Source organism: Prevotella sp. E15-22, assembly GCF_023204875.1.
Lineage (GTDB): Bacteria > Bacteroidota > Bacteroidia > Bacteroidales > Bacteroidaceae > Prevotella.
In genome coordinates this window covers 497,546-523,785 of the sequence record NZ_CP096247.1, presented here as the reverse complement: position 1 = coordinate 523,785, position 26,240 = coordinate 497,546, and the positions used below count along the sequence as shown (strand labels likewise).

General features: G+C 47.4%; 17 protein-coding genes, 3 tRNA genes and 3 rRNA genes. 8 read left to right on the top strand and 15 right to left on the bottom strand.

Translation table 11 applies throughout. From position 1 onward, the window contains the following. The first annotated feature begins 3 nt into the window (after window positions 1-3). The 4 genes from M1D30_RS01980 to M1D30_RS01965 all read left to right on the top strand — a co-directional run bounded on the left by M1D30_RS01980 (window position 4) and on the right by M1D30_RS01965 (window position 2,515). Entirely contained in the window at window positions 4-417 is a 414-nt protein-coding gene (locus M1D30_RS01980; protein WP_248505712.1) for an SRPBCC family protein, read from the top strand. 29 nt (window positions 418-446) lie between these two features. Then, window positions 447-1,796 (top strand): argininosuccinate lyase, encoded by a 1,350-nt coding sequence (argH, locus tag M1D30_RS01975; protein WP_248505710.1) that lies wholly within the window; start codon window positions 447-449, stop codon window positions 1,794-1,796. Continuing rightward, on the top strand, window positions 1,784-2,362 hold the full coding sequence (locus M1D30_RS01970) for a hypothetical protein (RefSeq protein WP_248505708.1): 579 nt from the start codon (window positions 1,784-1,786) through the stop codon (window positions 2,360-2,362). The genes argH and M1D30_RS01970 overlap by 13 nt, the downstream gene beginning before the upstream one ends. A gap of 68 nt (window positions 2,363-2,430) precedes the next feature. Further along, window positions 2,431-2,515: transfer RNA gene (locus M1D30_RS01965), tRNA-Leu, on the top strand. Between the two features lie 260 nt (window positions 2,516-2,775). Here the strand turns inward: M1D30_RS01965 and M1D30_RS01960 are convergent. From M1D30_RS01960 to M1D30_RS01915, 10 genes are all read right to left on the bottom strand, one after another. Then, window positions 2,776-4,323 (bottom strand): YifB family Mg chelatase-like AAA ATPase, encoded by a 1,548-nt coding sequence (locus M1D30_RS01960; RefSeq protein WP_248505706.1) that lies wholly within the window; start codon window positions 4,321-4,323, stop codon window positions 2,776-2,778. A gap of 7 nt (window positions 4,324-4,330) precedes the next feature. Beyond that, entirely contained in the window at window positions 4,331-5,347 is a 1,017-nt protein-coding gene (locus tag M1D30_RS01955) for a DUF4369 domain-containing protein (RefSeq protein WP_248505705.1), read from the bottom strand. A gap of 13 nt (window positions 5,348-5,360) precedes the next feature. Then, on the bottom strand, window positions 5,361-7,046 hold the full coding sequence (locus M1D30_RS01950; protein WP_248507713.1) for a tetratricopeptide repeat protein: 1,686 nt from the start codon (window positions 7,044-7,046) through the stop codon (window positions 5,361-5,363). A gap of 202 nt (window positions 7,047-7,248) precedes the next feature. Then, window positions 7,249-7,361: ribosomal RNA gene (gene rrf / locus M1D30_RS01945) — 5S ribosomal RNA — on the bottom strand. Between the two features lie 131 nt (window positions 7,362-7,492). Then, window positions 7,493-10,386, bottom strand: a 23S ribosomal RNA gene (locus M1D30_RS01940). Window positions 10,387-10,584: 198 nt separating this feature from the next. Continuing rightward, a tRNA-Ala gene (locus tag M1D30_RS01935) sits at window positions 10,585-10,658 on the bottom strand. Window positions 10,659-10,709: 51 nt separating this feature from the next. Then, window positions 10,710-10,783 (bottom strand) — tRNA-Ile (locus tag M1D30_RS01930). Window positions 10,784-10,934: 151 nt separating this feature from the next. Next, window positions 10,935-12,464 (bottom strand): 16S ribosomal RNA (locus M1D30_RS01925). Together the 16S, 23S and 5S rRNA genes with 2 tRNA genes alongside form the textbook arrangement of a ribosomal RNA operon. 898 nt (window positions 12,465-13,362) lie before the next feature. Further along, window positions 13,363-14,172 carry a GSCFA domain-containing protein gene (locus M1D30_RS01920; protein ID WP_248505703.1) on the bottom strand — a complete coding sequence of 270 codons (810 nt, stop codon included), beginning with the start codon at window positions 14,170-14,172 and terminating at the stop codon, window positions 13,363-13,365. Between the two features lie 6 nt (window positions 14,173-14,178). Next, on the bottom strand, window positions 14,179-16,890 hold the full coding sequence (locus M1D30_RS01915) for a bifunctional fucokinase/fucose-1-phosphate guanylyltransferase (protein ID WP_248505701.1): 2,712 nt from the start codon (window positions 16,888-16,890) through the stop codon (window positions 14,179-14,181). 106 nt (window positions 16,891-16,996) lie between these two features. Here M1D30_RS01915 and fucP point away from each other — a divergent pair, with 106 nt between their 5' ends. Beyond that, entirely contained in the window at window positions 16,997-18,331 is a 1,335-nt protein-coding gene (fucP, locus tag M1D30_RS01910) for an L-fucose:H+ symporter permease (protein ID WP_248505699.1), read from the top strand. A gap of 47 nt (window positions 18,332-18,378) precedes the next feature. Here the strand turns inward: fucP and M1D30_RS01905 are convergent, their stop codons facing one another. From M1D30_RS01905 to dnaE, 3 genes are all read right to left on the bottom strand, one after another. Further along, window positions 18,379-18,699 carry a hypothetical protein gene (locus M1D30_RS01905; protein ID WP_248505697.1) on the bottom strand — a complete coding sequence of 107 codons (321 nt, stop codon included), beginning with the start codon at window positions 18,697-18,699 and terminating at the stop codon, window positions 18,379-18,381. A gap of 2 nt (window positions 18,700-18,701) precedes the next feature. Further along, complete coding sequence (trxA, locus tag M1D30_RS01900; protein ID WP_248505695.1) at window positions 18,702-19,016, bottom strand: thioredoxin; 315 nt, start codon at window positions 19,014-19,016, stop codon at window positions 18,702-18,704. A gap of 81 nt (window positions 19,017-19,097) precedes the next feature. Beyond that, on the bottom strand, window positions 19,098-22,829 hold the full coding sequence (gene dnaE, locus M1D30_RS01895; RefSeq protein WP_248505692.1) for a DNA polymerase III subunit alpha: 3,732 nt from the start codon (window positions 22,827-22,829) through the stop codon (window positions 19,098-19,100). Window positions 22,830-22,958: 129 nt separating this feature from the next. Between dnaE and M1D30_RS01890 the strand changes: the two genes are divergently transcribed. From M1D30_RS01890 to M1D30_RS01880, 3 genes are read left to right on the top strand one after another with little or no spacing between them, the layout of a single operon-like run. Next, a complete protein-coding gene (locus tag M1D30_RS01890) occupies window positions 22,959-23,648 on the top strand; it encodes a phosphatidylserine decarboxylase family protein (protein WP_248505691.1) in 690 nt (229 codons plus the stop codon). 30 nt (window positions 23,649-23,678) lie between these two features. Then, window positions 23,679-24,371, top strand: coding sequence for a phosphatidylcholine/phosphatidylserine synthase (locus tag M1D30_RS01885; protein WP_248505689.1), 693 nt, complete (start codon window positions 23,679-23,681; stop codon window positions 24,369-24,371). Window positions 24,372-24,386: 15 nt separating this feature from the next. Then, window positions 24,387-24,767, top strand: a complete 381-nt coding sequence (locus M1D30_RS01880; RefSeq protein WP_248505687.1) for a DUF4834 family protein — start codon at window positions 24,387-24,389, stop codon at window positions 24,765-24,767. Window positions 24,768-24,771: 4 nt separating this feature from the next. Here the strand turns inward: M1D30_RS01880 and pyrH are convergent, their stop codons facing one another. Then, complete coding sequence (gene pyrH, locus M1D30_RS01875) at window positions 24,772-25,482, bottom strand: UMP kinase (RefSeq protein ID WP_248505686.1); 711 nt, start codon at window positions 25,480-25,482, stop codon at window positions 24,772-24,774. A gap of 11 nt (window positions 25,483-25,493) precedes the next feature. Further along, the gene (locus tag M1D30_RS01870) at window positions 25,494-26,213 is read right to left on the bottom strand and encodes a biotin--[acetyl-CoA-carboxylase] ligase (protein ID WP_248505676.1); all 720 of its coding nucleotides are present in this window, start codon (window positions 26,211-26,213) and stop codon (window positions 25,494-25,496) included. Between the last annotated feature and the right edge of the window lie 27 nt (window positions 26,214-26,240).

Genomic DNA, 26,240 nt, shown 5'->3' with positions numbered 1-26,240 from the left:
ATTATGAAGAAATTCGAAAGTAGCATTAAGCAGATTCCATATTCACAGGAGGCCGTCTACCGCAATATCAGCGATTTGAGTAACCTCGAACGCGTACGCGATCGCATCCCCGAGGATAAGGTGAAGGATTTCTCGTTCGACCATGACTCGGTGAGCATCAACGTGCCACCCGTGGGACAGATAACACTGAAGATTGTGGAGCGTGAAGAACCTAAGTGCGTGAAGTTCGAGACGGTACAGTCGCCCATGCCCTTTAATCTCTGGATTCAGGTACTGCCCGTCAATGATAACGCATCGAAGATGAAAATCACAGTAAAGGCCGACATCCCCTTTATGCTGGCAGCTATGGTTAACGGTCCCATTCAGGACGGCGTGGAGAAGATTGCCGATGCACTGGCACAGGTTCCTTATGTTTAAGGGAATAACGATATAACATATTTTGAAAGATGGCACAGAAGCTTTGGGAAAAAGACTTTGAGATAAACAGCGAGATTGAACGCTTCACCGTGGGGCGTGACCGCGAGATGGACTTATACTTGGCACCTTACGATGTGCTTGGCTCAATGGCGCACATCACCATGCTTGAGAGCATTGGCCTATTGGGGAAAGACGAACTACCCATTCTGCTGAAGGAACTGAAGAACATCTATGAGCAGGCACAACGCGGTGAGTTTGTTATTGAGGATGGCATCGAGGATGTGCACTCACAGGTAGAACTGATGCTCACCCGCAAACTGGGCGACATGGGTAAGAAGATCCACTCAGGACGTTCTCGCAACGACCAAGTATTGGTTGACCTAAAGCTTTTCACACGACATCAGTTGCAGTTGGTGGCCGAAGCTGTAAAAGACCTTTTCGACCAACTCATCGCCAAGAGTAATCAGTACAAGAACGTGCTGATGCCTGGCTACACCCATCTGCAAGTAGCGATGCCATCGTCATTCGGATTATGGTTTGGTGCCTATGCCGAAAGTCTGGCCGACGATATGCTCTTCCTACAGGCGGCCTATAAGATGACCAACCGCAATCCGTTAGGTTCGGCAGCAGGATATGGCAGTTCGTTCCCCCTGAAACGGCAGATGACCACCGACCTTCTGGGTTTCGACTCAATGGACTATAACGTGGTCTATGCACAGATGGGCCGCGGCAAGATGGAGCGCAACGTGGGCTTTGCCATTGCAACGATTGCTGGTACCATGGCAAAGTTGGCCTTTGACGCCTGCATGTTCAATTGTCAGAACTTCGGTTTTGTAAAACTTCCCAAGGAATGCACTACAGGCTCCAGCATCATGCCACATAAGAAAAACCCCGATGTCTTCGAGCTCATCCGTTCGAAGTCGAACAAGTTGCAGAGTCTCCCCCAACAGATCACGCTGATGATGAACAATCTGCCCGTGGGTTATTTCCGCGACTTGCAGATTATCAAAGAAGTATTCCTGCCTGCTTTCGACGAACTGCTCGACTGTCTGCGCATGGCGGCCTATATCATCAATCGCATAGAGGTGAACGACCATATCCTTGATGACCCTCGCTACGACCCGATGTTCTCGGTAGAAGAGGTGAACAGACTGGCTGCAGAAGGTATGCCTTTCCGCGATGCATATAAAAAAGTAGGACTCGACATTGAGGCCGGTAAGTTCACGCCCAACAAGGATATTCATCACACCCACGAGGGATCTATCGGCAATCTGATGAACGACCAGATTGCGGCACTGATGAAGCAGACTCTTGGCGGTTTCGGTTTTGAACGCGTAGAACAAGCTGAAAAGAATCTTCTGAGTTCATGCGAAGGTTGATAGCATTGGTGCTGATGGGGCTGTTCATGGCGTGTGGTGTAGATAATAAATACAACACCTACTATCCCGTGAACTTCGTGTTCTTTACGAACATCTACCCTACTAGTGCTTTGACACGCGCCGTGGAAAGCCCTGGTATGTTTTGTATCGTCAAACCATCATCGGAACGAAAAGTTACCCACTTAAAACTAACGCCAAACCAAGGCAAATGGGAAGCTCCAGATTTGGATTTGGTAATGAACACAGCCATTGGCAACGAGAAACTATCGTACAACAATATGGGAGCAGGTAAAGGACTGATTATCGGTCATTCCAATGCATTTGGCTTAAAAGCCTTCGACCTGCAATGCCCCAACTGCCTAGAGGAGTATGGCATGCCAAAATACGAACTGCACTGGACTGACAACGGACGCTACTTGGAATGTGCTAAATGTAAACGCGTTTATAATCAAGATAACGACGATGGTTATATTGTAAGAAACGGACATGATGGTGACAAGATGCTTATTCAGTATCGTTATGTAGCCCATAACCCTGTGGATGGCCGACTTGTTGTGCATAACTGATAAAAAAAACACCCAAAAATCTTGGATATTCCGAGAAATAGCATTACCTTTGCACCCGCTTAACAGCTGCCGCGATGGTGGAATGGTAGACACGAGGGACTTAAAATCCCTTGACCAGAAATGGTTGTGCGGGTTCGAGTCCCGCTCGCGGCACTTGCCAACGGCAAGAAATGGCGCAAAGGGCGAATGCCCGCTCGCGGCACTTGCCAACGGCAAGAAATGGCACAAAGGGCGAATGCCCGCTCGCGGCACTTGCTAGCGAAAAAGAGGTTGCTCAAAATGAGCAACCTCTTTTTTTTATTTAAACACAAAGTCTGTCTTTACCACATCCGGTCCATAGATTGTTCGGAAATCATCACGCATGGAGATAACATGATACACTTTTTTTGAACTACATTTATCGAAGGAACAAATTATATGCCCCGTTCAGCCCAATCGCCCCTATCCAAGTTACGATAACCGATAGCTTCAGCAATATGCATCGTCTCAACTTTCTCAGAACCGGCAAGATCGGCAATGGTACGGGCAACCTTAATGATGCGACTGTAGGCACGAGCAGAGAGTTTCAGACGCTCCATAGCAACACGCAACATATCCAGACTAGCTTCGTCCGGCTCTGCAAACTCATGCAACATCTTTTCGCTCATCATCGCGTTGCAATGAATACCTTTATAGGGTTTGAAACGTTCCTCCTGAATCTTGCGGGCTGCAATGACACGCTCGCGAATAGTGGTTGACGGTTCGCCAGGCTGCATCTTACTGAGTTCTGCAAAGGGAACAGCCTGAATCTCGCAATGAATATCGATACGATCAAGCAAGGGTCCAGAGATCTTGTTCATATATCGCTGAATCTGTCCAGGCGTACAAACACAATGGTGAGTGGGATCGCCATAATAACCACAGGGACAGGGATTCATTGAGGCAATAAACATAAATGAACAGGGGTATTGCACATTGTACTTGGCACGACTGATGGTAATGGTACGGTCTTCCAAAGGTTGGCGCAATACCTCAAGAACGGAACGATTAAACTCAGGCAACTCGTCAAGGAAGAGCACACCATTATGAGCCAAAGATATCTCTCCCGGCTGAGGATTGTTGCCACCACCCACAAGGGCTACCTGCGACACAGTGTGATGAGGCGAACGGAATGGGCGCTGACTGATAAGACTCGTATCGCGACTGAGTTTTCCTGCCACAGAGTGAATTTGCGTAGTCTCAAGACTCTCACTAAGTGACAACGGAGGCAGAATACTGGGCAAACGCTTGGCCATCATAGACTTACCACTACCCGGAGGGCCAATCATGATAAGGTTATGACCACCAGCGGCGGCCACCTCCAGAGCCCTTTTCACACTCTCCTGACCACGCACATCGGCAAAGTCGTATTCAAACTGCTGCTGATGGTCAAAGAACTCCTTACGGGTATCGATCACCGTTGGTTCAAACAAAGGACCATCATTAAAGAACTTGATGACATCATACAGGGTGTCCATGCCGTAGACCTCAAGATTATTAACCACAGCAGCCTCGCGTACATTCTGACTAGGCACAATAAGTCCCTTAAACTTCTCAGCTCGTGCTTTGATGGCAATGGGCAGAGCACCACGGATTGGCTGCAGCTGACCATCCAGACCCAACTCACCAACCAACATATAGTTCTCCAATCCATCACAGGTAATCTTACCATTGGCAGCTAGTATAGCAATGGCCAATGGAAGATCATAACCACTACCCTCCTTTCGGATATCGGCAGGAGCCATATTGATGGTTATATCTGCGGTAGGAAACTTATAACCTGTATTACTTAGTGCTGCACGTATTCGATCAATACTCTCGCGTACTGCCGTATCTGCCAAGCCAGACAGATGGAGCATAGTACCACGAGCAATATTCACTTCAATGGTTACGGCTACGGCCTCAAGGCCCATCACTGCAGCACAGTGTGTCTTTACTAACATAAAAGTGTTATTCTTTCAAAAGCGATTCTATCTTTTCGACCAACTGCTCGCCTCGCAGTGAACGGCCAACAATCTTTCGTTTTTTATCGATAACTATATTATCTGGCACAAAAGAAATACCTAATTGTGTCATCACCGGCGAATCCCATAACTGCCCATCACAGATATTCGGCCACTGAATGCTGTCGTATCTCAACACATAAGCGCCTTCACTGGGCGATGCATCCACACAGATGCTGACAACATTGATATCCTTTGGATGCTCTTTCCTCAACTGGTGCAAGCGTCGGAGAATGCCCTGTGAGTCTTGATTCCATGAAGCCCAAACCATAATAACGTTGGCTTTAGCATTCAACAGACTATCAGTGACAAGTTTTCCGTTAGTGTCCTTTGCCGAGAAATGTGGCAGAGTACCACTACTACGATATTGTTTCATGGCACCCAAACGCTTTTGTAATTGCAAAAGTGAAAGATCTGTTGGACGGGCTTCCAGCAACCTATTACATAACTGATATGCTTTTGAGAAGTCAACATCGACCGACTGGAGGAAATAACGTCGCAAAAGATATGAGCTAACAGGCGATTGTGGATGATCAAGGATAAACTTTTCAGCTTTTTTAATCACTGCCGGAGGCATCATATCGGCAGTTTCCAATCGGAAGTCAGTCATCTGCTTATTTTCATCAGTACCAGTAACAGTTGTTTCCTTCAGATGTGACACATCACCCTCAATCTTCAGGTGTGCTCCTGGTTGCGCAAAAATAGGCAGTTCAGAATAGTTAGGGAAAAGCAAAGTCAAGACAATAGTATCTGACATTGGAGTGCGGTAAGAAAACTTTCCGTCATTAAGTCCAATGGTATCCTTTCGTCCTGTCTCAAGGTCGTAAATATAAAACTCGCCCTGATTTATATTCTTAAATTTCCCCTCCAGTCTGAAGTCTTTGTTGGACTCGCCACAAGACATCAGACCGAAGAGGATTACAAGAATAATCGATAAATGGTGAACTTTGAAGATTCTCTTCATATACACCAAAGAATTATTTCACTTTCTTCAACTCCAAATCCTTAGCTGCATATTCTGCTAAAGAAGGATCTTTGGCAACAGCCTGCTTCATCGCAGTAGCAGCCTCGGCATTATTACCCGTACGCGCATAAAGGATTGCACGCAGATAATCGGTAGTAGCATCAGCATTCTTCACGCCCTTCAACGTATTAGCAGCTGCCTGATAATCTTTATTCAGAATCTGTGCTAAAGCAGCTGAGTTGGATTGAACACGACCGAAATCCTGTTGCGCCTGAGCATACTTACCTTGTGCCAGATGCAGGTTACCTAAGATCTCACCAATGCCATTAGCCTTAGCCGACTTAGCGATATAAGTCTCTGCAGACAGCATATCGCCATCTTTCAAAGCCAGAAGTCCCAAGTTTGCATTTGCCTCAGGCTGGTTCTTATCAATGGTCAGAGCCTTCTGTGCCCACTGCTTAGCCTCTGCATCATTACCTTTGGCAAATGCCAATCGAGCCAGGTTATTATAGGCACGAGCATCATTGGGATAAATCTCAGTTGCTTTCTTATAAGCTGCCTCGGCTTCACCATTATCCTCATAGAGTGTTGCACCATAGAGGATTTCCTCAATACTCAGTTTTGAAGCATCAGCTTTCATCTGATCCATGATCTGTTCATCGTCACGACCAATCAACTCGTAATTAATAATCATACGAGCACGACGCAACTGAGGAAGAATGCCATCGGTCAACTCGCGGAATGCTGCAGAAATATTCTTAATCTGCTGCTCACGCTCTTCAGGATCCTGATACATTGACAAAACGCGGAGAATGACATCCTTGTCCTGAATATCACTGGCAGAAACTAATTCCTGGAAACCTTCCCAGTCCTCTGCGGTATATTTTGTATCAACAGGGGCGTCCATTTTCTTCTTTTTCATCTCGCCAGCCAAATAGGTGTTCGTCACATCCTGACGCTTATTTGCCAAACGCTCGTTCAACTGATAACCACCATCAGGAGATGCATAAGCAGAAACCTCGATATTATCGAGAACCATGGTTTCTTGATTCTTAACGATGTCACCTAACAGACGAACAAACTCCTGAACAGAATTATTCTGCAGTTCACTCTTACGCAACTGTGCCTGACCAATAAGGAACTTAATATTAGCCTCTTGCTTTTGTTCTGACACGCGCTGGAAAGCATCCTCGGCAAGAGCAGCATTCGCAGACAACAGCGTACGTTTGTACAACTCAGACGTAGAGATGACACCAGTAGCCACCTTTACGGCAGGAATCTGCACTTTCTTCTTTCCAACCTTAGCATCGAAAGTCAGATAGAGCTCACTCTCCTGCATTTCGGGCACGTAATCGAAGTTAGACTTCATAGAATAACGACCGCCAATCAAATAAGAGATTGTCTGATCATTACCAAGAACTTTCTCGCCTTGGAAGGTTGCGGCCTGACCATTCACGAAACGTTCACCCTGAGTTGTCTGAAAGCGCAGCTGAGGAGTAACAGAAACCACAGCCTTCTTTTTCATATACTTCTCTGGGAACATACCATTAATGGTTGCAGACACCTGACCGGCCTGTGACTCCAGCGGATTAGGCGTTACATTAAAGTTATCAGCTGAAAGGGCACCTAACTTACCCGAGCACGATGTCAGCACAGCTGCAGTAGCCAGCGACAAGACAAAAAATCCATTCTTATTCATTCTCATATGTATTATTTTTTAGTGATTCGCTTAAGATTATGCAAAGATACTCATATAAATCAGTATCTCACACTAAATGGCATGTTTTTTTTGTTTTATTAAAACTTATTGTGAACAACACAGAAAAAAGACCCATTACCAGGAGTCTAAACACACAAAAAAAAGACCCTGACTCATTTCTGAATCAGGGTCGTGCTATAAAAGATGGCGGCCTCCTACTCTCCCGCATTGCATTGCAGTACCATCGGCGCAAGCGGGCTTAACTTCTCTGTTCGGAATGGGAAGAGGTGGGACCCCGCCGCAATAACCACCTGAATATCTCTGGACTAGGATTGCCTAGGACTGCCTAGGAAAAGCCTATCCGTATAAGGTTGGCATATCAACACAAGAACTGTAGCAACTACCTATTTCAACCAAACCGCTCACAGTTGAAAATATGCGCTTCACAGCGAAAGATCTCGGGCAATTAGTACAGCTCGGCTTTGGCGTCACCGTCTTTACACCTGCTGCCTATCAACGTGGTAGTCTACCACGACCCTCAATGGAGCCCTCATCTTGTGGCCGGCTTCGCACTTAGATGCTTTCAGCGCTTATCCGATCCCGACGCGGATACCCGGCGGTGCACCTGGCGGTACAACCGGTAAACCGGAGGTCAGTCAAACACGGTCCTCTCGTACTAGTGTCCGATCCACTCAAGACTCCTACGCCCACGATAGATAGAGACCGAACTGTCTCACGACGTTCTGAACCCAGCTCGCGTGCCACTTTAATGGGCGAACAGCCCAACCCTTGGGACCTTCTCCAGCCCCAGGATGTGACGAGCCGACATCGAGGTGCCAAACCACCCCGTCGATATGAGCTCTTGGGGGGGATCAGCCTGTTATCCCCGGAGTACCTTTTATCCTTTGAGCGATGCAGTTTCCATACACTTGCACCGGATCACTAAGCCCAACTTTCGTTCCTGCTCGGGATGTCTCCCTCCCAGTCAAGCGCCCTTATGCCTTTACACTCTATAAGGCCGGTTACCAATCGGCCCGAGGGCACCTTTGGAAGCCTCCGTTACGCTTTTGGAGGCGACCACCCCAGTCAAACTACCCACCAAACAGTGTCCTTGTATCCACAAGTTAGACCTCAGGCAGCAGAAGGGCCGTATTTCAACGGCGGCTCCATGAACGCTGGCGCGCCCACTTCATAGCCTCCGGCCTATCCTACACATCCGATGACCAAGGTCAGTGCTAAGCTGTAGTAAAGGTTCACGGGGTCTTTTCGTCCCATCGCGGGTAATCGGCATCTTCACCGATACTACAATTTCACTGAGCTCGTGGCCGAGACAGCGTCCGGATCATTACACCATTCGTGCAGGTCGGAACTTACCCGACAAGGAATTTCGCTACCTTAGGACCGTTATAGTTACGGCCGCCGTTTACTGGGGCTTCAATTCAATGCTTCATCCGAAGACTGACATCTCCTCTTAACCTTCCAGCACCGGGCAGGTGTCAGGCTGTATACCTCATCTTTCGAGTTTGCACAGCCCTGTGTTTTTGTTAAACAGTTGCCTGGACCTATTCTCTGCGCCTCGCCGAAACGAGGACCCTTTATCCCGAAGTTACAGGGTCAGTTTGCCTAGTTCCTTAGCCACGAATCTCTCAACGCCTTAGTATATTCTACCCGACTACGTGTGTCCGTTTGCGGTACGGGTACCACACGGGTTAAGCTTAGCGGTTTTTCTCGGGAGTCTGATTACCTGCACTATTGGATTCTCCCGAAGGAGACTCCATACTGTCACGTTCGGCTCGGAGTGTGGATTTGCCTGCACTCCTCAACACCTACACGCTTCAACGCGCTATTCCGTCAGCACGCGGCAGTGTCACTGCTCCGTCACCACGTCGCCCCGTATGGTAGTCACGGAATATTAACCGTGTCAGCCATCGCTCTCGCCCTTCGGCTTAAACTTAGGACCCGACTCACCCCGGGGTGATTGACATCGCCCGGGAAACCTTAGTCTTATGGCGGGGGTGAATCTCACACCCCTTATCGTTACTTATACCTACATTTGCTTTTCCATAAGCTCCAGTGAACGTCGTCGCTCACCTTCGGCGCCGATGGAATGCTCCCCTACCGATACTTTTTAATGCTATCCCGCGCCTTCGGTACCTGCCTTATACCCGATTATTATCCATGCCCGGCCTCTCGACTAGTGAGCTGTTACGCACTCTTTGAATGAATGGCTGCTTCCAAGCCAACATCCTAGCTGTCATCGAGGCCAGACTTCGTTAGACTAACTCAGACAGGATTCCGGGACCTTAGACGGCGGTCTGGATTCTTCTCCTCTCGGGGACGGACCTTAGCACCCGCCCCCTTACTGCCGGACTGCAGACCGTGAGCATTCGGAGTTCGTCAGGTCTCGATAGGCGGTGAAGCCCTCTTGACCTATCGGTCGCTCTACCTCTCACGGTGACCATCCGACGCGGCACCTAAATGCCTTTCGGGGAGTACGAGCTATCTCCGAGTTTGATTGGCCTTTCACTCCTACACACACCTCATCCGGAAGCTTTTCAACGCTTATCGGTGCGGACCTCCATCCCGTGTTACCGGGACTTCATCCTGGACATGTGTAGATCACTCGGTTTCGCGTCTACCCCATCCAACTAAACGGCCTGTTCAGCCTCGCTTTCACTGCGGTTGCGTTCCATAAGAACTTAACCTCGCTGGACATGGTAACTCGTAGGTTCATTATGCAAAAGGCACGCCGTCACTAGATATACTAGCTCCGACCGCTTGTAGGCGACTGGTTTCAGGTACTATTTCACTCCCCTCATAGGGGTGCTTTTCACCTTTCCCTCACGGTACTCGTTCGCTATCGGTCTCTCGGGAGTATTTAGCCTTACCGGATGGTCCCGGCGGATTCGCGCAGAATTCCTCGTGCTCCGCGTTACTCAGGATACCACTAGGCCCCCTCTGACTTCGCGTACTGGACTATCACCAACTATGGTCGGACTTTCCAGACCGTTCTGCTCGTCATCAGGATACCACGACGTGGTCCTACTACCCCGCATATGCATTGCTACATATGCGGTTTGGGCTCTTCCCCGTTCGCTCGCCACTACTAGGGGAATCATTGTTTATTTTCTCTTCCTGGGGGTACTAAGATGTTTCAGTTCCCCCCGTTTGCCTCATTACCTTTGTAATGATAACCGGCCTTCAGCCGGCTGGGTTGTCCCATTCGGAAATCCCTGGATCAATGGTCATTTGCACCTACCCAAGGCTTATCGCAGCTTATCACGTCCTTCATCGCCTCCGAGAGCCAAGGCATCCACCAGACGCCCTAACTTTCTTTCGCCTACCTCATTCCCGACTTGCGTCGGAAAGAGATGCTCATACTTTCAGCTGTAATTTTGAGATTTATTAATCTACTCAGTTTGACTCTTATAAGTCTTTACTTACAGTCTTGTGTGTCAATATGTCAAAGATCTCGTTCCAGATGAGAGATGAGAGATGAAAGATATGGTTACCTTTACCTTCAAACTCACCGGAGTAGTGGAGAATAACGGATTCGAACCGTTGACCCCCTGCTTGCAAAGCAGGTGCTCTAGCCAACTGAGCTAATCCCCCAGTAGGAGAATTGATAATTGAAAATTGATAATTGACAATTATCGTTTGAGGTAGTCCCAGGCAGACTTGAACTGCCGACCTCCACATTATCAGTGTGGCGCTCTAACCAACTGAGCTATAGGACTCTGTCGTCGGTCAGAGGGGGTGCCTCTGCCCAGCCTCATACATTCTCTTATATTATAAACAGTGCGTAGTAAAGAAGCTAGGGTTGAATCAAACCTCTTCTTTTTTGCTTCCGACTGACTTAGTGTCTGTCGTGATAGTCATTCTCTCCAGAAAGGAGGTGTTCCAGCCGCACCTTCCGGTACGGCTACCTTGTTACGACTTAGCCCCAATTACCAGTTTCGCTCTAGGCCGATCCTTGCGGTCACGGACTTCAAGCGCCCCCGGCTTTCATGGCTTGACGGGCGGTGTGTACAAGGCCCGGGAACGTATTCACCGCGCCATGGCTGATGCGCGATTACTAGCGAATCCAGCTTCATGGGGTCGGGTTGCAGACCCCAATCCGAACTGAGGATGGCTTTCTTGATTAGAATGTATTTGCATACACCCGACTCTCTGTACCACCCATTGTAACACGTGTGTAGCCCCGGACGTAAGGGCCGTGCTGATTTGACGTCATCCCCACCTTCCTCACACCTTACGGTGGCAGTATCACCAGAGTGCCCAGCATTACCTGATGGCAACTAATGAAAAGGGTTGCGCTCGTTATGGCACTTAAGCCGACACCTCACGGCACGAGCTGACGACAACCATGCAGCACCTCCACAGCAGCCCCGAAGGGAGTCACTATCTCTAGATCCGTCTGCTGCAGTTCAAGCCCGGGTAAGGTTCCTCGCGTATCATCGAATTAAACCACATGTTCCTCCGCTTGTGCGGGCCCCCGTCAATTCCTTTGAGTTTCACCGTTGCCGGCGTACTCCCCAGGTGGGATGCTTAACGCTTTCGCTTGGCCGCTGACACTGTATCGCCAACAGCGGGCATCCATCGTTTACCGTGCGGACTACCAGGGTATCTAATCCTGTTCGATACCCGCACCTTCGAGCCTTAGCGTCAGTAATGCCCTGGAAGGCTGCCTTCGCAATCGGAGTTCTTCGTGATATCTAAGCATTTCACCGCTACACCACGAATTCCGCCTTCCTCGTGCACACTCAAGCCCGCCAGTTCGCGACGCACTTCCACGGTTGAGCCGCGGCATTTCACGTCACGCTTAACAGGCAGCCTGCGCTCCCTTTAAACCCAATAAATCCGGATAACGCCCGGACCTTCCGTATTACCGCGGCTGCTGGCACGGAATTAGCCGGTCCTTATTCTCATGGTACATACAAACGGGGACACGTCCCCGACTTTATTCCCATGCAAAAGCAGTTTACAACCCATAGGGCCGTCATCCTGCACGCTACTTGGCTGGTTCAGGCTCTCGCCCATTGACCAATATTCCTCACTGCTGCCTCCCGTAGGAGTTTGGTCCGTGTCTCAGTACCAATGTGGGGGACCTTCCTCTCAGAACCCCTACTGATCGTAGGCTTGGTGGGCCGTTACCCCGCCAACAACCTAATCAGACGCATCCCCATCCCTTAGCGATAAATCTTTAATCCACTTCAGATGTCCTCAACGGATAACATAGGGTATTAATCCGACTTTCGCCGGGCTATGCCCTACTAAGGGGAAGGTTGGATACGCGTTACTCACCCGTGCGCCGGTCGCCATCAATCAAAGCAAGCTTCGATTATGCTGCCCCTCGACTTGCATGTGTTAAGCCTGTAGCTAGCGTTCATCCTGAGCCAGGATCAAACTCTTCATTGTAAATTTGTATCTCTTGACATCATCAAAACAACAAAAGTCGAATTAACGTGTCATATAATCTGTACTCAGAATGACTATCCAGTATTCAAGAATTAAACGGTTTGTTTCAATTACCCAAGCACCTAAAAAATTAAGTGCTCGCTTCTTGTACTACTTCTGTCTATGTAAATCTTTCAAAGAACTCTTTCTTTATCAGTGTCTCAGGGGTTGCTCCCTGAAAGCGGATGCAAAGGTACGACTATTTTCCGAACTACCAAAACTTTTCCAAGAAAAATTTCAAAAATACATGCATTTTTTATTCGGTCTTGATTTAAATCAAAACTATTTTCTTCACACACCATTATATATAATATATAAAGGGCGAAAAAACGTGCGTCTCGGATTTTTCTGATCCGCCCCATTTTTTTATCCGGGAGCACCGTTTTTGAAACAAAATTTCTATAACCGGCTATAAATAGGGCTGGATTTTTCTAAATGTACAAGAATATATATCATTTTGGCATAAGTTTTAACAATAGCGCCTCTGAGATTTAAAAATTCTGAGCCAGAAATTTTTTCTGTGCGTACAGGCGAATTATGAGCATGTTCGTAAATTATTGAAAATGAGAGGCTTACGAAAATAGCTCGAAAAGTGTAAAGATTTAGAAAGCGTTCGAATATTCGTTTAGGGTGTAACGGAGCCTGAGTTACACTGCAACTCAGCCTGTTTTGCATGGTAAAACAGCATGAGTTGCATCGTAAAACAGCCTCCGTTGCAACCTAAAATCGATAGGGGTCCTCCGAAAGGTCGTTTTTGACCCTTTTTTCCGTTCTAGTTTGCATTTTTTCAGAGACCTGTTTTTTAGCAGTTTTTCTTGACATTCACAATCAATACTGCTGCGCAACGCAACAAAAAAGGTCAAAAAGTACCTTCATTTGATTTTGAATAACGGGCTAATATTTCACGTTCACGTACATGTGTCTGATTCAAAAAATGACGATATTCATCACTATCAGGATTAAAGGGTCGATGCGCCAACGCCTCCTTGACGGGTTTCCACTCAGTTAAAAACTGTTTTGCCCGATTGCTAAAGTATGCCTCAACGAGTTGCTGCCAAATATATTCCACCGTCTGAGCAGACGGATGAAGCATATCTGGTTGATAGAAACGGTAGTCACGCAGTTCATCCAGCACAATCTCGTATGCCGGAAAATACGACACAAACGATTTCTCATTAGCCAACTGATTGGCAGCCAGGAGCAACGTCGCCTTCGACAACTGACTACCATGAAAGCCATATTTAGCATATCGAATAGGACTCACAGTGAGGACGACATGCACATCCGAGCAACGTCGATGAAGCTCATCGACAGCCTGCGACAAATAATCGACACATTGAGATATCGACAGTTCCTCCTCCTGGAACAGGCGCTGTGGACGCTTCTGGCAATTATCTACAATCTCGCCCGTTTCCTTCAAACGATAGACATGATTGGTTCCCAAAGTAAAGAAAGCCACACGAGGAGCCACGTCACAGCGAAGAACAGTGTGAAGAATTGAAGCAGGATTATACATAACGCCATAAGGATTCACCGTTACAGGGAAACGCTCCTGTTCAAAGCGGCGACCAATACTATCAGCGAAACACGAACCGACAAACAAAATGGGCTCCAACGGCTCAATCTGGAAGTCAGGTTTGGGCACATTAACAACCGTACGAAAATCCATATACAATCAACTCCTACTAATTTGTAACCCCGTATTAGACAACGACATGTCAACAAAACGAGCATTCACATTAATACGATTATCCATCAGGACCTTTTTGATACGAGCAGCAGCCTCTTGGTCTTTAGCAACCATATAGAGGAAACCACCCCCGCCAGCACCAGGCAACTTATACCCCAGACAAAGATCGTCAATCAAATCCGTCAGACGTTTCACCGCTTCAGGATTCGTTCCAACATCAAGCAGTTGGTTCTGCTGCCAGGTAAGGCGCACCAGACGACCCATCTGTTCAAAATCCTGGCGCTGAAGAGCCTCATACATTCTCAGGGCATGTTCTTTCATCTGTCGCAGCAACACCAACTCATCATGATTATTAAGAAACATACGACGCACAATCTCAGCCAAAATCTGCTTTGCCGTACGCGTAATGCCCGTGTAATATAACAGATGACACGGGCGATATTCTGGCGACATGAACACATCTGTTGGCAACCAGCGAACCAATGGATCCTGTACGAATCCACTCTGCGTCTGCAACAGTTTGACGCCACCCAGCACGCCCCCAAACTGATCCTGCCAACCGCCACCAGTAGTAAGCAACTGCTCAAGAATCAGCGTACGACGTCCTATCTCATTTTTATCCCATGACAACGCACAGAAATCACTAATCGCTCCAAGCACCGTGGCAGCAAGTATTGAACTAGTACCAAGACCACTACCAGCAGGAACAGCCGACAGAAGGGTCAACTCAATGCCACTGCCGAAGGCCTCAAGCTGCGATCTCAAAGAAGGGAACCGTTCGGCCGAGAACGCTGGAACGAAACCCGCCAACGCCAATGCCGCCTTAGGAATTGAGAATGGCGAACCCACCTTATTATACTGTTGCAGTTCCTCGTAAGTTTCCACAACCTCAGATGCGCCAAGATCAATACTGCGCAAAACGATATGAAAATCTTTTGAAGGCTTAACATACACCTGTAAAGGAGGCTGTCCGTTCATTTCAACGGCCAGATTAACCACATTACCACCCTCAAGCAAGCAATAAGGCGGCGTATCCGTCCAACCGCCTGCGATATCAATACGCACAGGACTACGTCCCCACACAATCTGATCGCTCGACACTGAGAGGCGAGGCATCTGAGGGTGCGAAAGCACCTGACTTGTCATACCCTCGCGTAACAATCCAAAGGCCAGTTCCCGATTACCATGAAACATCGCATCATGAATACGCGTCATCAGGGGCGCATCTTCACCAAGAAGTTCTGGCATCGCTATATTATTCTCTTTATACTCACGGGCAGCGTCATCAAGATCCAACTGATAAAAGACACTATGTTGCCAGTTACGAGCCAAAGCCGGCCATATCTGACTACGAAAAGCCCTTCGTTGTTCAAAGAGTCTCTTTAGATTTGCTTCAGACGATATTTCCTCAGCCGACATGAATTGCTGAGGAGTAATAGTCATCGAACTTGAAGACAGTTTTGCCTGCAGCCATGGACCTATTTCGTCGTACGAAAATACTGGGAACTGTTGACGCTGCTGCTCAGAGCCATCAAAGCGGTCATCGATATGATAAAGACGCACCGCATAACGATTATCACCTATCGGCACCACATCCAAGCACTGCCCTGAGTTAAGTGTCAACTGCCAATTGTTACGAGGCACACCTGTAACAATATTGTCGATCGTCAGTGTCCACCCCTTAGCAATATAGCTATTCTCTATCCAGATATTCGAATTATCTGCAGAGAAAGGAATCTCCATCACCGCATTCTGTACAAAGATAGACGGATGCGGTTTACGGTCATTGTGTATAATAAGACGTTGGTCTGACACCACATTCTGGAGTTTCATCGTCGAAGAAATCATCTCGCGAGAAGTACCAAAATGATAAAAAGCGCCACCCGTCAAAGGCACGATAGCCACAGACAGGCTTCGCAACTCCGGATCGTCAACAATTGGGTCAGTGCCAAGCGTTAGACCAAATTCCGAATAAAGGTCATACGATTTAAGTACAGGTGCATCTGCGTGACAACGTTTCATGAGCAGACGCACTGCCCTATCACTAAGAATCCACACACCAATATCCGTCAGGTAATAATGCTGCTTTTGAAGTTCTTGAAGCTCTTCTACACTTGGTTTCTGAAGCATCTGCTTGAGGATCTGCGGCGTACGTCGGTCAGACACAAAAACGCCATGATTCTTAGCCACGCTTGCATCAAGCCATAGTCCATAGCAAACGACATCTGCCTGAGGCACAGGCGGCAAGGACTGGCCAGCGGTGATGAGCACATCACCACTGACAACCATCGTGTTAAGTCCATCAGGAGCCATTGACATCAGTCTTTCGTAAAGTGGCAACTGCAACGACAATAGGTCCTGAGACAAGCGCTGGCCACGCTCCCAACGAAATACTGGAATAGGCGTCAAGATCTTACCAGAAGGCGCATACGATGGCAAACGGCGACTCTGACCGCCCGCATGTAGCAGGATACGCTTCTCGCCGGCCAGCCACTCATCAAACGATGCTGACGATTCAGATTTCCATGCCTGCATCAGTAGCCATGCCGTTCCACCGCCACTGCCAATGCGATGTCCCTCAGGATCGCATGTACAGAAGAAATTGCAGGTATCTGCTCCCGTTATTTGATGAAACACCGTATGTCCATCACAATCTGTCCTAACCAAATTAGGAGGAAGGGATAGTAGTTTTTTCATTTCCAGTTTCGATTTTGCATGCAAAAATACAAAAAATAAGCTAGAAAAGTCCGTGTTATGGAAAAATTATTGTAATTTTGCCCACAATTATCATAGAACCAAGAACATGAAACCAAGCATACTGACTAAAGACGGCGTCAATTTTCTGATGCCATTCATTCTCATCACATCCTGTTTTGCATTATGGGGCTTTGCCAACGACATGACAGGTCCTATTGTCAAAGCCTTCTCAAAAATATTCCGAATGAGCGTCACCGAAGGTGCCCTGGTACAGGTTGCCTTCTATTTAGGTTATTTTGCCATGGCCTTCCCAGCAGCCATGTTCATCCAGCGCTATTCCTTCAAGTCGGGTGTTATGGTAGGACTTAGTCTCTTTGCCATTGGGTCGTTCATGTTCTTCCCTGCCAAAATGACAGGCATGTACTACCCCTTCCTATTGGCCTACTTCATACTGACCTGCGGTCTGTCATTCCTAGAGACCTCCTGCAACCCATACATCTATTGCATGGGCAGCGAAGACACAGCCACCCAGCGTTTGAACTTAGCGCAAGCCTTCAATCCCATTGGTGCACTGATGGGCATGTATATCGCCATGGAATTTGTGCAAGCCAAGATGAGTCCTATGACCACAGAGCAACGTATGTCGCTCTCCGAGCTACAGTTCAACAATCTCAAGGACAACGATCTGAGCGTACTGATTGGTCCATATTTAGGTCTTGGTGCTGCCTGTTTGCTCCTTTTGGTTCTCATCAGGACACACAAGATGCCAAAAGCCGGAGACACGAAGGTCAACAAGAGCATTGGCTCAGCATTCCGAGAACTCATTAAGATTGAGAACTACCGTGAGGGTGTCATTGCCCAGTTCTTCTATGTAGGTGCCCAGGCCACTTGCTGGACCTTTATCATTCAATATGGTACACGCATCTTTATGGAAGAAGGTATGGACGAGAAAAGCGCCGAAATCCTATCACAAAAGTACAACATCTTTGCCATGCTACTCTTCACGGTGAGTCGTTTTATCTGCACATGGTTCCTAAGATATATCTCAGCCGGCCGCCTACTGTCCATCCTTGCCATCTGCGCCATAGCACTATCAGCAGGAGCTATTCTGTTCACCGACCGCAACGGCATCTACAGTCTGGTGGGTGTATCAGCCTGCATGTCGCTGATGTTCCCCACCATCTATGGCATTGCCTTGCGCAGTGTGGGCGACAACGTGAAATTCGCTGGTGCCGGCCTCATCATGGCCATCCTGGGTGGTTCGGTATTCCCACTTATCCAGGCATTAATCATCGATTCTGGCATAGAACTGTTTGGACGCACGTCCATCAACCTGTCGTTCCTCATTCCGCTTATCTGTTTTGTGGTAATCGCTGTTTATGGCCACAGATCCTATATCCGGCATTACATTCTGACACCAGACTCAAAACGACACGTATAAAAAAAGAACCGGAAAACTCCATTAGAGTCATTCCGGTTCTTTATTATTTATAGGTTCTCTTCTTGAAAATCAAGATCAGCTTCTACGACGAAACGTACCTCGTCAGCATCCAACTTTGTTAAGCCCTCTGCGACAGCCTGTTTACACAGGTATTCCGATACCTCATCAATATCAATATCTATTTCGTCGTCATTAGACTCCAAAATGCCACTCTCATAGAAGTAAGTAGCAATCGTGTCGAGCATCCACACCAATTGCTGGTCGGAGTACTGTTCCTTCAGGTCGCTGGGCAACTGTTCACGGATAAAGGCAATCTCGCGTTTGTTCTCCTCTTGATCCTGAAGTAGTTCTTCATCAATGCCAGCCATGATTAGAGAAGTGCTTCGATTTTCTCCTCAAACTTAGCCTTAGACTGAGCACCAACCAGTTTATCTACCTGGACACCGCCCTTAAAGAAAAGAATAGTAGGAATATTACGAATGCCAAACTCTGCTGCCAGTTCGTCGTTTTCCTCAACGTCACACTTGCCTACTACGATCTTACCCTCGTATTTCTCGGCCAATTCCGACAGGATGGGAGCCACCATACGGCAAGGTCCACACCATGTAGCCCAAAAATCAAGTACCAAAGGCAGGTCACCATTCTTCAGGGCCTCAAAGTTCTCGCTTGTGATTTGTACTTCCATAACTCAAAAAAAATTAAATTGATTATACAATGTTGTTTAGTCTTCAACTAACATCTCGCAAACACCGTGCCAAGAAAAAAATCAGTTAATCTGATAGTCCAAGGCCGGATGCTGTTCTATATACTCTATGAGTTGGTTTTTCACATCTATCATCTTTGTCTGCGAACGCAGCAGCACACGATGTGTACCAGCCGAGTCGTGCAACTGGAAGAAGAGTTTTGTGTTTCCAGGATGTTCTGCGATAATCTCTCCCAGTTCCTCTACCACACGTTCATCCATCTTCTCATGGTCAGTCACCACCGAGATAGTGATACGGTCAATGGCCCTATCCTTCACGGTCTGTAGCAGTTCCACATTCGACACCTTCAGTTCTTTCTGATCACTATAGCTGAAACGCTGTGTCATTTTGCCAGTCACATAGACCGCCGCACCAACAATAAACTTACCATTCAGGTTCAGCCAGTCTTCACCAAACAGCACCAACTCGCCCGAGCCATTAAAGTCTTCAAGGGTGATGATACCCCAAGGCTTATTATTCTTACCAAAGCGCGACTGCACGCCAGTAACGATACCTCCCAGATAGATATCTTCACGATCGTAAAGCGCTGCGCAACGATCGGCCAGTTCCGTGCAAGAGGCATTACAAAGATTATCAAGTACAATACGATACTCATCCAGCGGATGAGCCGAGAGATAGATACCCACCAGGTCACGTTCCTTATTTAGACGCTCAATATCACTCCATCGCGTTTCCGTCTTCGGAATGGGAGGCGTGGCAATCTCCACATCGTCGAATGCACCAAAGAGCGAAGTAGTAGCCTGCTGTTTCTCTGCTTGATACGTCTGACCATAGCGCACCAGCGTATCAAGGAAAGGTTCTCCCTTAGCGTTTTCAGCAAAGAACGCCTCACGACGGATGCCAAAGCTATCAAAACCGCCACTCAAAGCCAACGATTCGAAAGCCTTGCGGTTAACACTAGAGAAAGGAATGCGCTGTGCAAAATCAAAGATATCCTTATACGGGCCGTTCTTCTCACGCTCATCAATGATGGCCTGTGCTGCACCATCTCCCAAGCCCTTGATAGCAGCGAGTCCAAATCGAATCTCACCATGATGGTTCACACCAAACTTCTGATACGACTCATTGACATCAGGACCCAGTGTGGCAATGCCCATAGCCTTACATTCGTCCATCAGCTTGGTGATTTCCGTTATCTGGTCACGACGGCGACTCATAATGGCCGCCATGAACTCAGCAGGATAGTTTGCCTTAAGATAAGCCGTCTGATAAGCTACCCACGAGTAGCAGGCCGCATGCGATTTATTGAATGCATAAGAAGCAAACTTTTCCCAGTCGGCCCAGATCTTATCCAGAATCTTGGGGTCGTGTCCATTCTTCTTGCCACCCTCAATAAACTTTGGCTTCATGGCATCAACGATATCCTTTTTCTTCTTACCCATGGCCTTACGCAGCGCATCACTCTCACCACGAGTAAAGTCGGCCAACTGTCGCGACAGCAACATCACCTGCTCCTGATACACTGTAATACCATAAGTATCCTTCAGGTATTTCTCCATACAAGGGATATCGTATTTAATCTCTTCCTTACCGTTCTTACGCGCAATGAACGACGGGATGTAGTCCATAGGTCCTGGACGGTAAAGGGCGTTCATGGCAATGAGGTCTTCGAACACCGTTGGATGCAACTCACGCAAATATTTCTGCATGCCATTCGACTCAAACTGGAAGGTACCAATGGTTCGACCCTGCTGATAGAGTTCGAAGGTCTTAGGATCATCTATAGGAATGTGGTCGAGGTCAATATCAATGCCGCGTGTCTGCTTGATAACAGCACAACACTCCTTCATCTCTGACAGCGTTTTCAGTCCAAGGAAGTCCATTTTAATAAGACCCGTTGACTCAATCACGTGACCGTCGTACTGTGTACAGTTAGTCTTCACGTCTTTGAAGTCTGGATCATCGGCCGTACTCACAGGCACCCAGTCAGAGATAGGGTCACGACAGATGATGAAGCCACACGCATGGATACCCGTGCCACGCACCGTGCCCTCGAGCATCTTCGCATATTTAATTGTATTGGCAAGAGCCGTATCCGAAGAAGCCTCAGCCTCTCGCAACTCAGGCACAGCCTTAATCGCATTGACCAGGTTCATCTTTGGTGTTTTACCATCCACCTCAGGCAGACGGTCAGGAATAGCCTTACACAGAGCGTTCGAGACGGCCAAGGGCACCTTCTCGACACGTGCAACATCTTTGATGGAGTTCTTCGTGGCCATCGAAGCGTAGGTAATGATATGCGCACAGTTCTCGTGGCCATACTTATCCGACACCCATTTCAGCACCTTTCCTCGTCCGTCATCATCGAAGTCGGTATCAATATCAGGCAGCGAGATACGGTCGGGATTCAAGAATCTCTCGAACAGCAGGTCATACTTCAACGGGTCAATCTTCGTAATACCAAGACAATAGGCCACCACACTACCAGCAGCAGAACCACGACCAGGACCCACCATCACGCCCAACTCATCGCGGGCCGAGTTGATAAAGTCTTGCACGATAAGGAAGTAGCCAGGGAAACCCATGGTCTTCATGATGTGCAACTCAAAACGTACACGGTCGTCAACCTCCTTTGGAATAGGATCGCCATAACGTTCTATAGCACCTTTGTAGGCCAGTTCTGCCAAATAGTCAGCCTCGAACTTAATACGATATATCTTGTCGTAGCCACCCAGCTTCTTGATTTTCTTCTCGCCCTCCTCTTGCGGCAACTGATTCTCGCCGTTTTCGTCACAAGTAAACTCCTTGAAAAGCTGTTCCTCAGTAAACTTCTCGCGCCACTGCTGCTCAGTACCAAACGATTCAGGAATGGGGAAGAACGGCATGATAGGGTCGTGGTCCAAACTATAGACCTCCACCTTATCCAAGATTTCAAGTGTATTAGAAAGAGCCTCGGGCACATCACTGAAGATATCATTCATCTCAGCCTTTGTCTTAAACCACTCCTGCTTGGAATAAAGCATACGGGTGGGGTCGTCCAAGTCCTTACCCGTTGACAAGCACAGCAGATGGTCGTGAGCCTCTGCATTCTCCTTATCAACAAAGTGCACATCGTTGGTGCAGACCAGTTTGATGCCATACTCCTTGGCCAACTCAATAAGCACCTTATTGGCCTGCTGCTGCAAGGGGAATGTCTCTCGGTTAGCACGAACTGTTGGATCGGTCACCTCATGGCGTTGCAACTCCAGATAATAGTCATCACCAAACACGCGGTGATACCATTCCAGAGCTTCGCGCGCACCAGCCATATCGCCATCAAGAATCTTCTTGGGCACCTCACCGGCAATACATGCTGAGCACACAATCAAGTCCTCATGATATTTTTCCAGATCTGCACGGTCCGTACGTGGACGCATATAATAGCCATCAACCCATGAGTTCGATACCAACTTAATCAGGTTCTTATAACCATTATAGTTTTTGGCCAACACAATCAAGTGATAACCACTCTGATCCTGCTTGCCATTCTTTTGCTCCTTAGGCCCATGACGTGCCACATACATCTCACAACCAAAAATAGGCTTAAAAGGTTCTAGTCCATCCTTCTTTCGGTTCTTATTAACACTGATACAATAATCGTGAAATTCCTTGATACCAAACATGTCGCCATGATCCGTAATAGCCATGCCTTTCATGCCATCACCAATGGCCTTGTCTACCAAGTTTTTTATCTTTGATTGTCCGTCAAGAATGGAATAGTATGTATGAACGTGCAAATGTATGAAATCTTCCATTTTAATACCTTTTTCGTGTTCAAAGTTACGCTGAAAAGTTGATATTACCAAAAGAATCGAATAAAAAGTTTGTAAATTGACAAAAAAGCATTACCTTTGCATCGAAAAATATATTTGTTTACTGTAAACATGGGAGAAAGAATCAAAAAACTGAAGAAAATCAGAATCCATCGTGAAGGCACCGAAGAACTGCTTTATAGCATGTTCGCATTGATAGCCATTGCCGTGGTACTCTGGAGATCCTTCGACACACCAATACCCTTTATTTTATTTATTGCCATCTTCGGCACAGCATGGTTGCTGATGCTGAACTTCTATCGCTGTCCTATCCGTTATTTTAATGACGATACTGACAAAGCCGTTGTAGCACCCGCCGATGGAAAGATTGTGGTGATAGAAGAGACAGAAGAAAACGAATACTTCCACGATAAGCGACTCATGATTAGCATTTTTATGAGCCCACTTAACGTTCATGCCAACTGGTTCCCCGTCGATGGTAAGGTTAAGTTCGTCAAGCATTTCAATGGCAACTATCACAAAGCATGGCTGCCAAAGGCAAGTGAAGAGAACGAGCATGCCGACATCATGATTGAGACGCCTCATGGCGAGGAAGTGTTGGTACGACAGATTGCTGGTGCCATGGCCCGTCGTATTGTGACCTATGCCAAGGCCGAGGAGGAATGCTTTATTGACGAGCATCTGGGATTCATCAAATTGGGTTCCCGAGTTGACGTGTACTTGCCTTTGGGCAGCACACCCTGCGTTAAGATGAAGCAGCCCACCACTGGCGACCAGACCATCATCGCCAAGTTACCTTAAAGAAGTGAATCATCTGTAACCGCTAAGAAAATGAAGAAACACATTCCCAATACGATCACCTGCTGCAACCTGATTTCTGGTTGCATTGCCACCTATTGGGCATTCAACAGCGAATACGAACTTGCGTTGCTGTTCATTGTCATTGGTGCGGTTTTCGATTTCTTCGATGGCATGACAGCCCGTCTGCTGCACGTCAGTTCCCCTATTGGCAAGGAACTTGATTCTTTGGCCGACGACATTACATTTGGCTTTGCACCATCAGCCATCATTTTCAGCTGGCTCTCTGGTTATCATTTCCACGAACTACCCTCGCCCATTGTGTTTCTCATGCCGTTCACAGCATTCATCATGGCTGCTTTCTCGGCTCTACGCTTGGCGAAGTTCAATCTGGACGAGCGACAGTCCATGGGATTCATTGGACTTCCCACACCTGCCAATGCCCTATTCTGGGGCTCACTCATCGTAGGAGCAGGACCGTTCCTGGCCTCATCTCCCATCTACATCTACGGCACCATTGCCGTCATGCTGTTATTCAGTTATTTGCTCATTGCAGAGCTGCCCATGTTTGCATTGAAGTTTAAAACATGGGGTTGGAAAGGCAATGAGGTGAAGTACATCTTCCTGCTTACATGCATACCTCTGCTGATTATTTTCAAAGTCAGCGGATTGGCTATCATCATTGCCTGGTATGCGCTGCTCTCTGTGTGCACACAACGTCATTAAATTCAATCTCGCTCTATGGAATCAGTTGTTGCCATTGCTATCGTTATCGTCATTGCCATTGCCACAGTCTTACTAGTGGCAATCTACTATCTGCGCAAGGGCATTAAGTTTGTAAAGCGAATGGCTAATGGTGAGATGACCGAGGAAGACTTTGAGCGCCTTTCCAAGAAATTCCAGAAAGCGGGAGGCACCACCTTTAAGTTTGACGACGACTACTTTAAAGGATCTGGCACACAGCGGCAATATCAAAAACCGCAAGAATCGAAGAAGAAGCAGTCTCAAACCTTCCATACCAAGGAAGGCGTTACAATTGTCGATGAGAGAAAGCCCCAATCAAACAAAAAAATATTCGCCCAGGATGAGGGCGAATATGTAGAGTTTACAGAAGAGCCTTGATGCCTTAGTTGTGTACTAACGTACCAATCTCCTCACCAGCCATTACTTTCTTCAGGTTACCAACGACATCCATGTTAAACACATAGATAGGCAGGTTATTGTCCTGACACATGCAGATAGCAGTAAGGTCCATCACCTTCAAGCCACGGGCCAGCACCTCCTTATAAGTAATATCATCGAACTTCGTTGCCGTAGGATCTTTCTCTGGGTCGGCTGTATAGATACCGTCCACACGTGTACCCTTTAGCATCACGTCGGCCTCAATCTCAATGCCACGCAAAGAAGAACCCGTATCAGTAGTGAAATAAGGCGAGCCTGTTCCAGCAGAGAAGATGCACACCTGTCCCTGTTCCATAGCCTCGATAGCCTTCCATTTCGTATAGAACTCACCAATAGGTTCCATGCGAATAGCTGTCATCACCTTGTTCTTTACACCGATAGCACCCAGTGCCGACGAGAGAGCCAAGGAGTTAATCACCGTAGCGCACATGCCCATCTGGTCGCCCTTCACGCGGTCAAATCCCTTCTGACTACCACTCAGTCCACGGAAGATATTTCCGCCACCAATCACGATACCAATCTGAACACCCATCTCGGCCACTTCCTTAATCTGCTTTGCATAGTCGCTCAAACGCTCAGGGTCGATACCGTAGCCCTGACTGCCCATCAGGCTCTCGCCCGACAGCTTCAGAAGAATTCTCTTAAATCTTGCCATTATTATTATCTTTATATTATGAATTGAACTTCTTTAAATGCCAGACGATAGATTTCCCCTTTGTCATGTAGCAACTCCAGGTGGCCGTCGTCTGTCACATTAACCAGTTTGCAATATTCTTCAGTCCCGTCGCCAAGCCTGTAATAATGCATTTCCTCCAGTCGGTACAAATGATAGCGATAAGTAGTGCGTATCCGCTCCCAGCCGCCATTTCTCACCAAGTCCATGTATTTCGACATGTTGGCAAGAACTTTTTCCAGGACTTCCTTGCGCTCCACTTCATGACCAAGAATCTGAAACAACGAAACGGGATTAGGCGCATCACTATGGAACATTCGCTGGTTAACATTTAAGCCCGTGCCAATTATACAATCCGAAATATGATTTCCCTTCAGCGTTGTTTCTATCAGTGTGCCGCATATCTTAGAATCTTTCCAGTAAATATCATTAGGCCACTTTATCTTCACATCATCCACATAATCAGCAAGAGCATCCCTCAGCGCAAGCGCGTTTGCCATTGAGAGGATAAACTGCTGCGACGCCAAGACGTCTGACGGATGGAGTATCATCGAGAACAAGAGATTCTTGCCACGTTCCGACTCCCACGAATTTGTTCCGCATCCTCGACCTGCCGTCTGATAGTCAGCAACAACAACATTCCCATCCCTCAAACTCTTTATATATCGGTTGGTAGAGTCAGTTTCAACAATATGCGTTATTTTCCATTCCACGTTGCAAAAGTACAAAATATTTTTCGT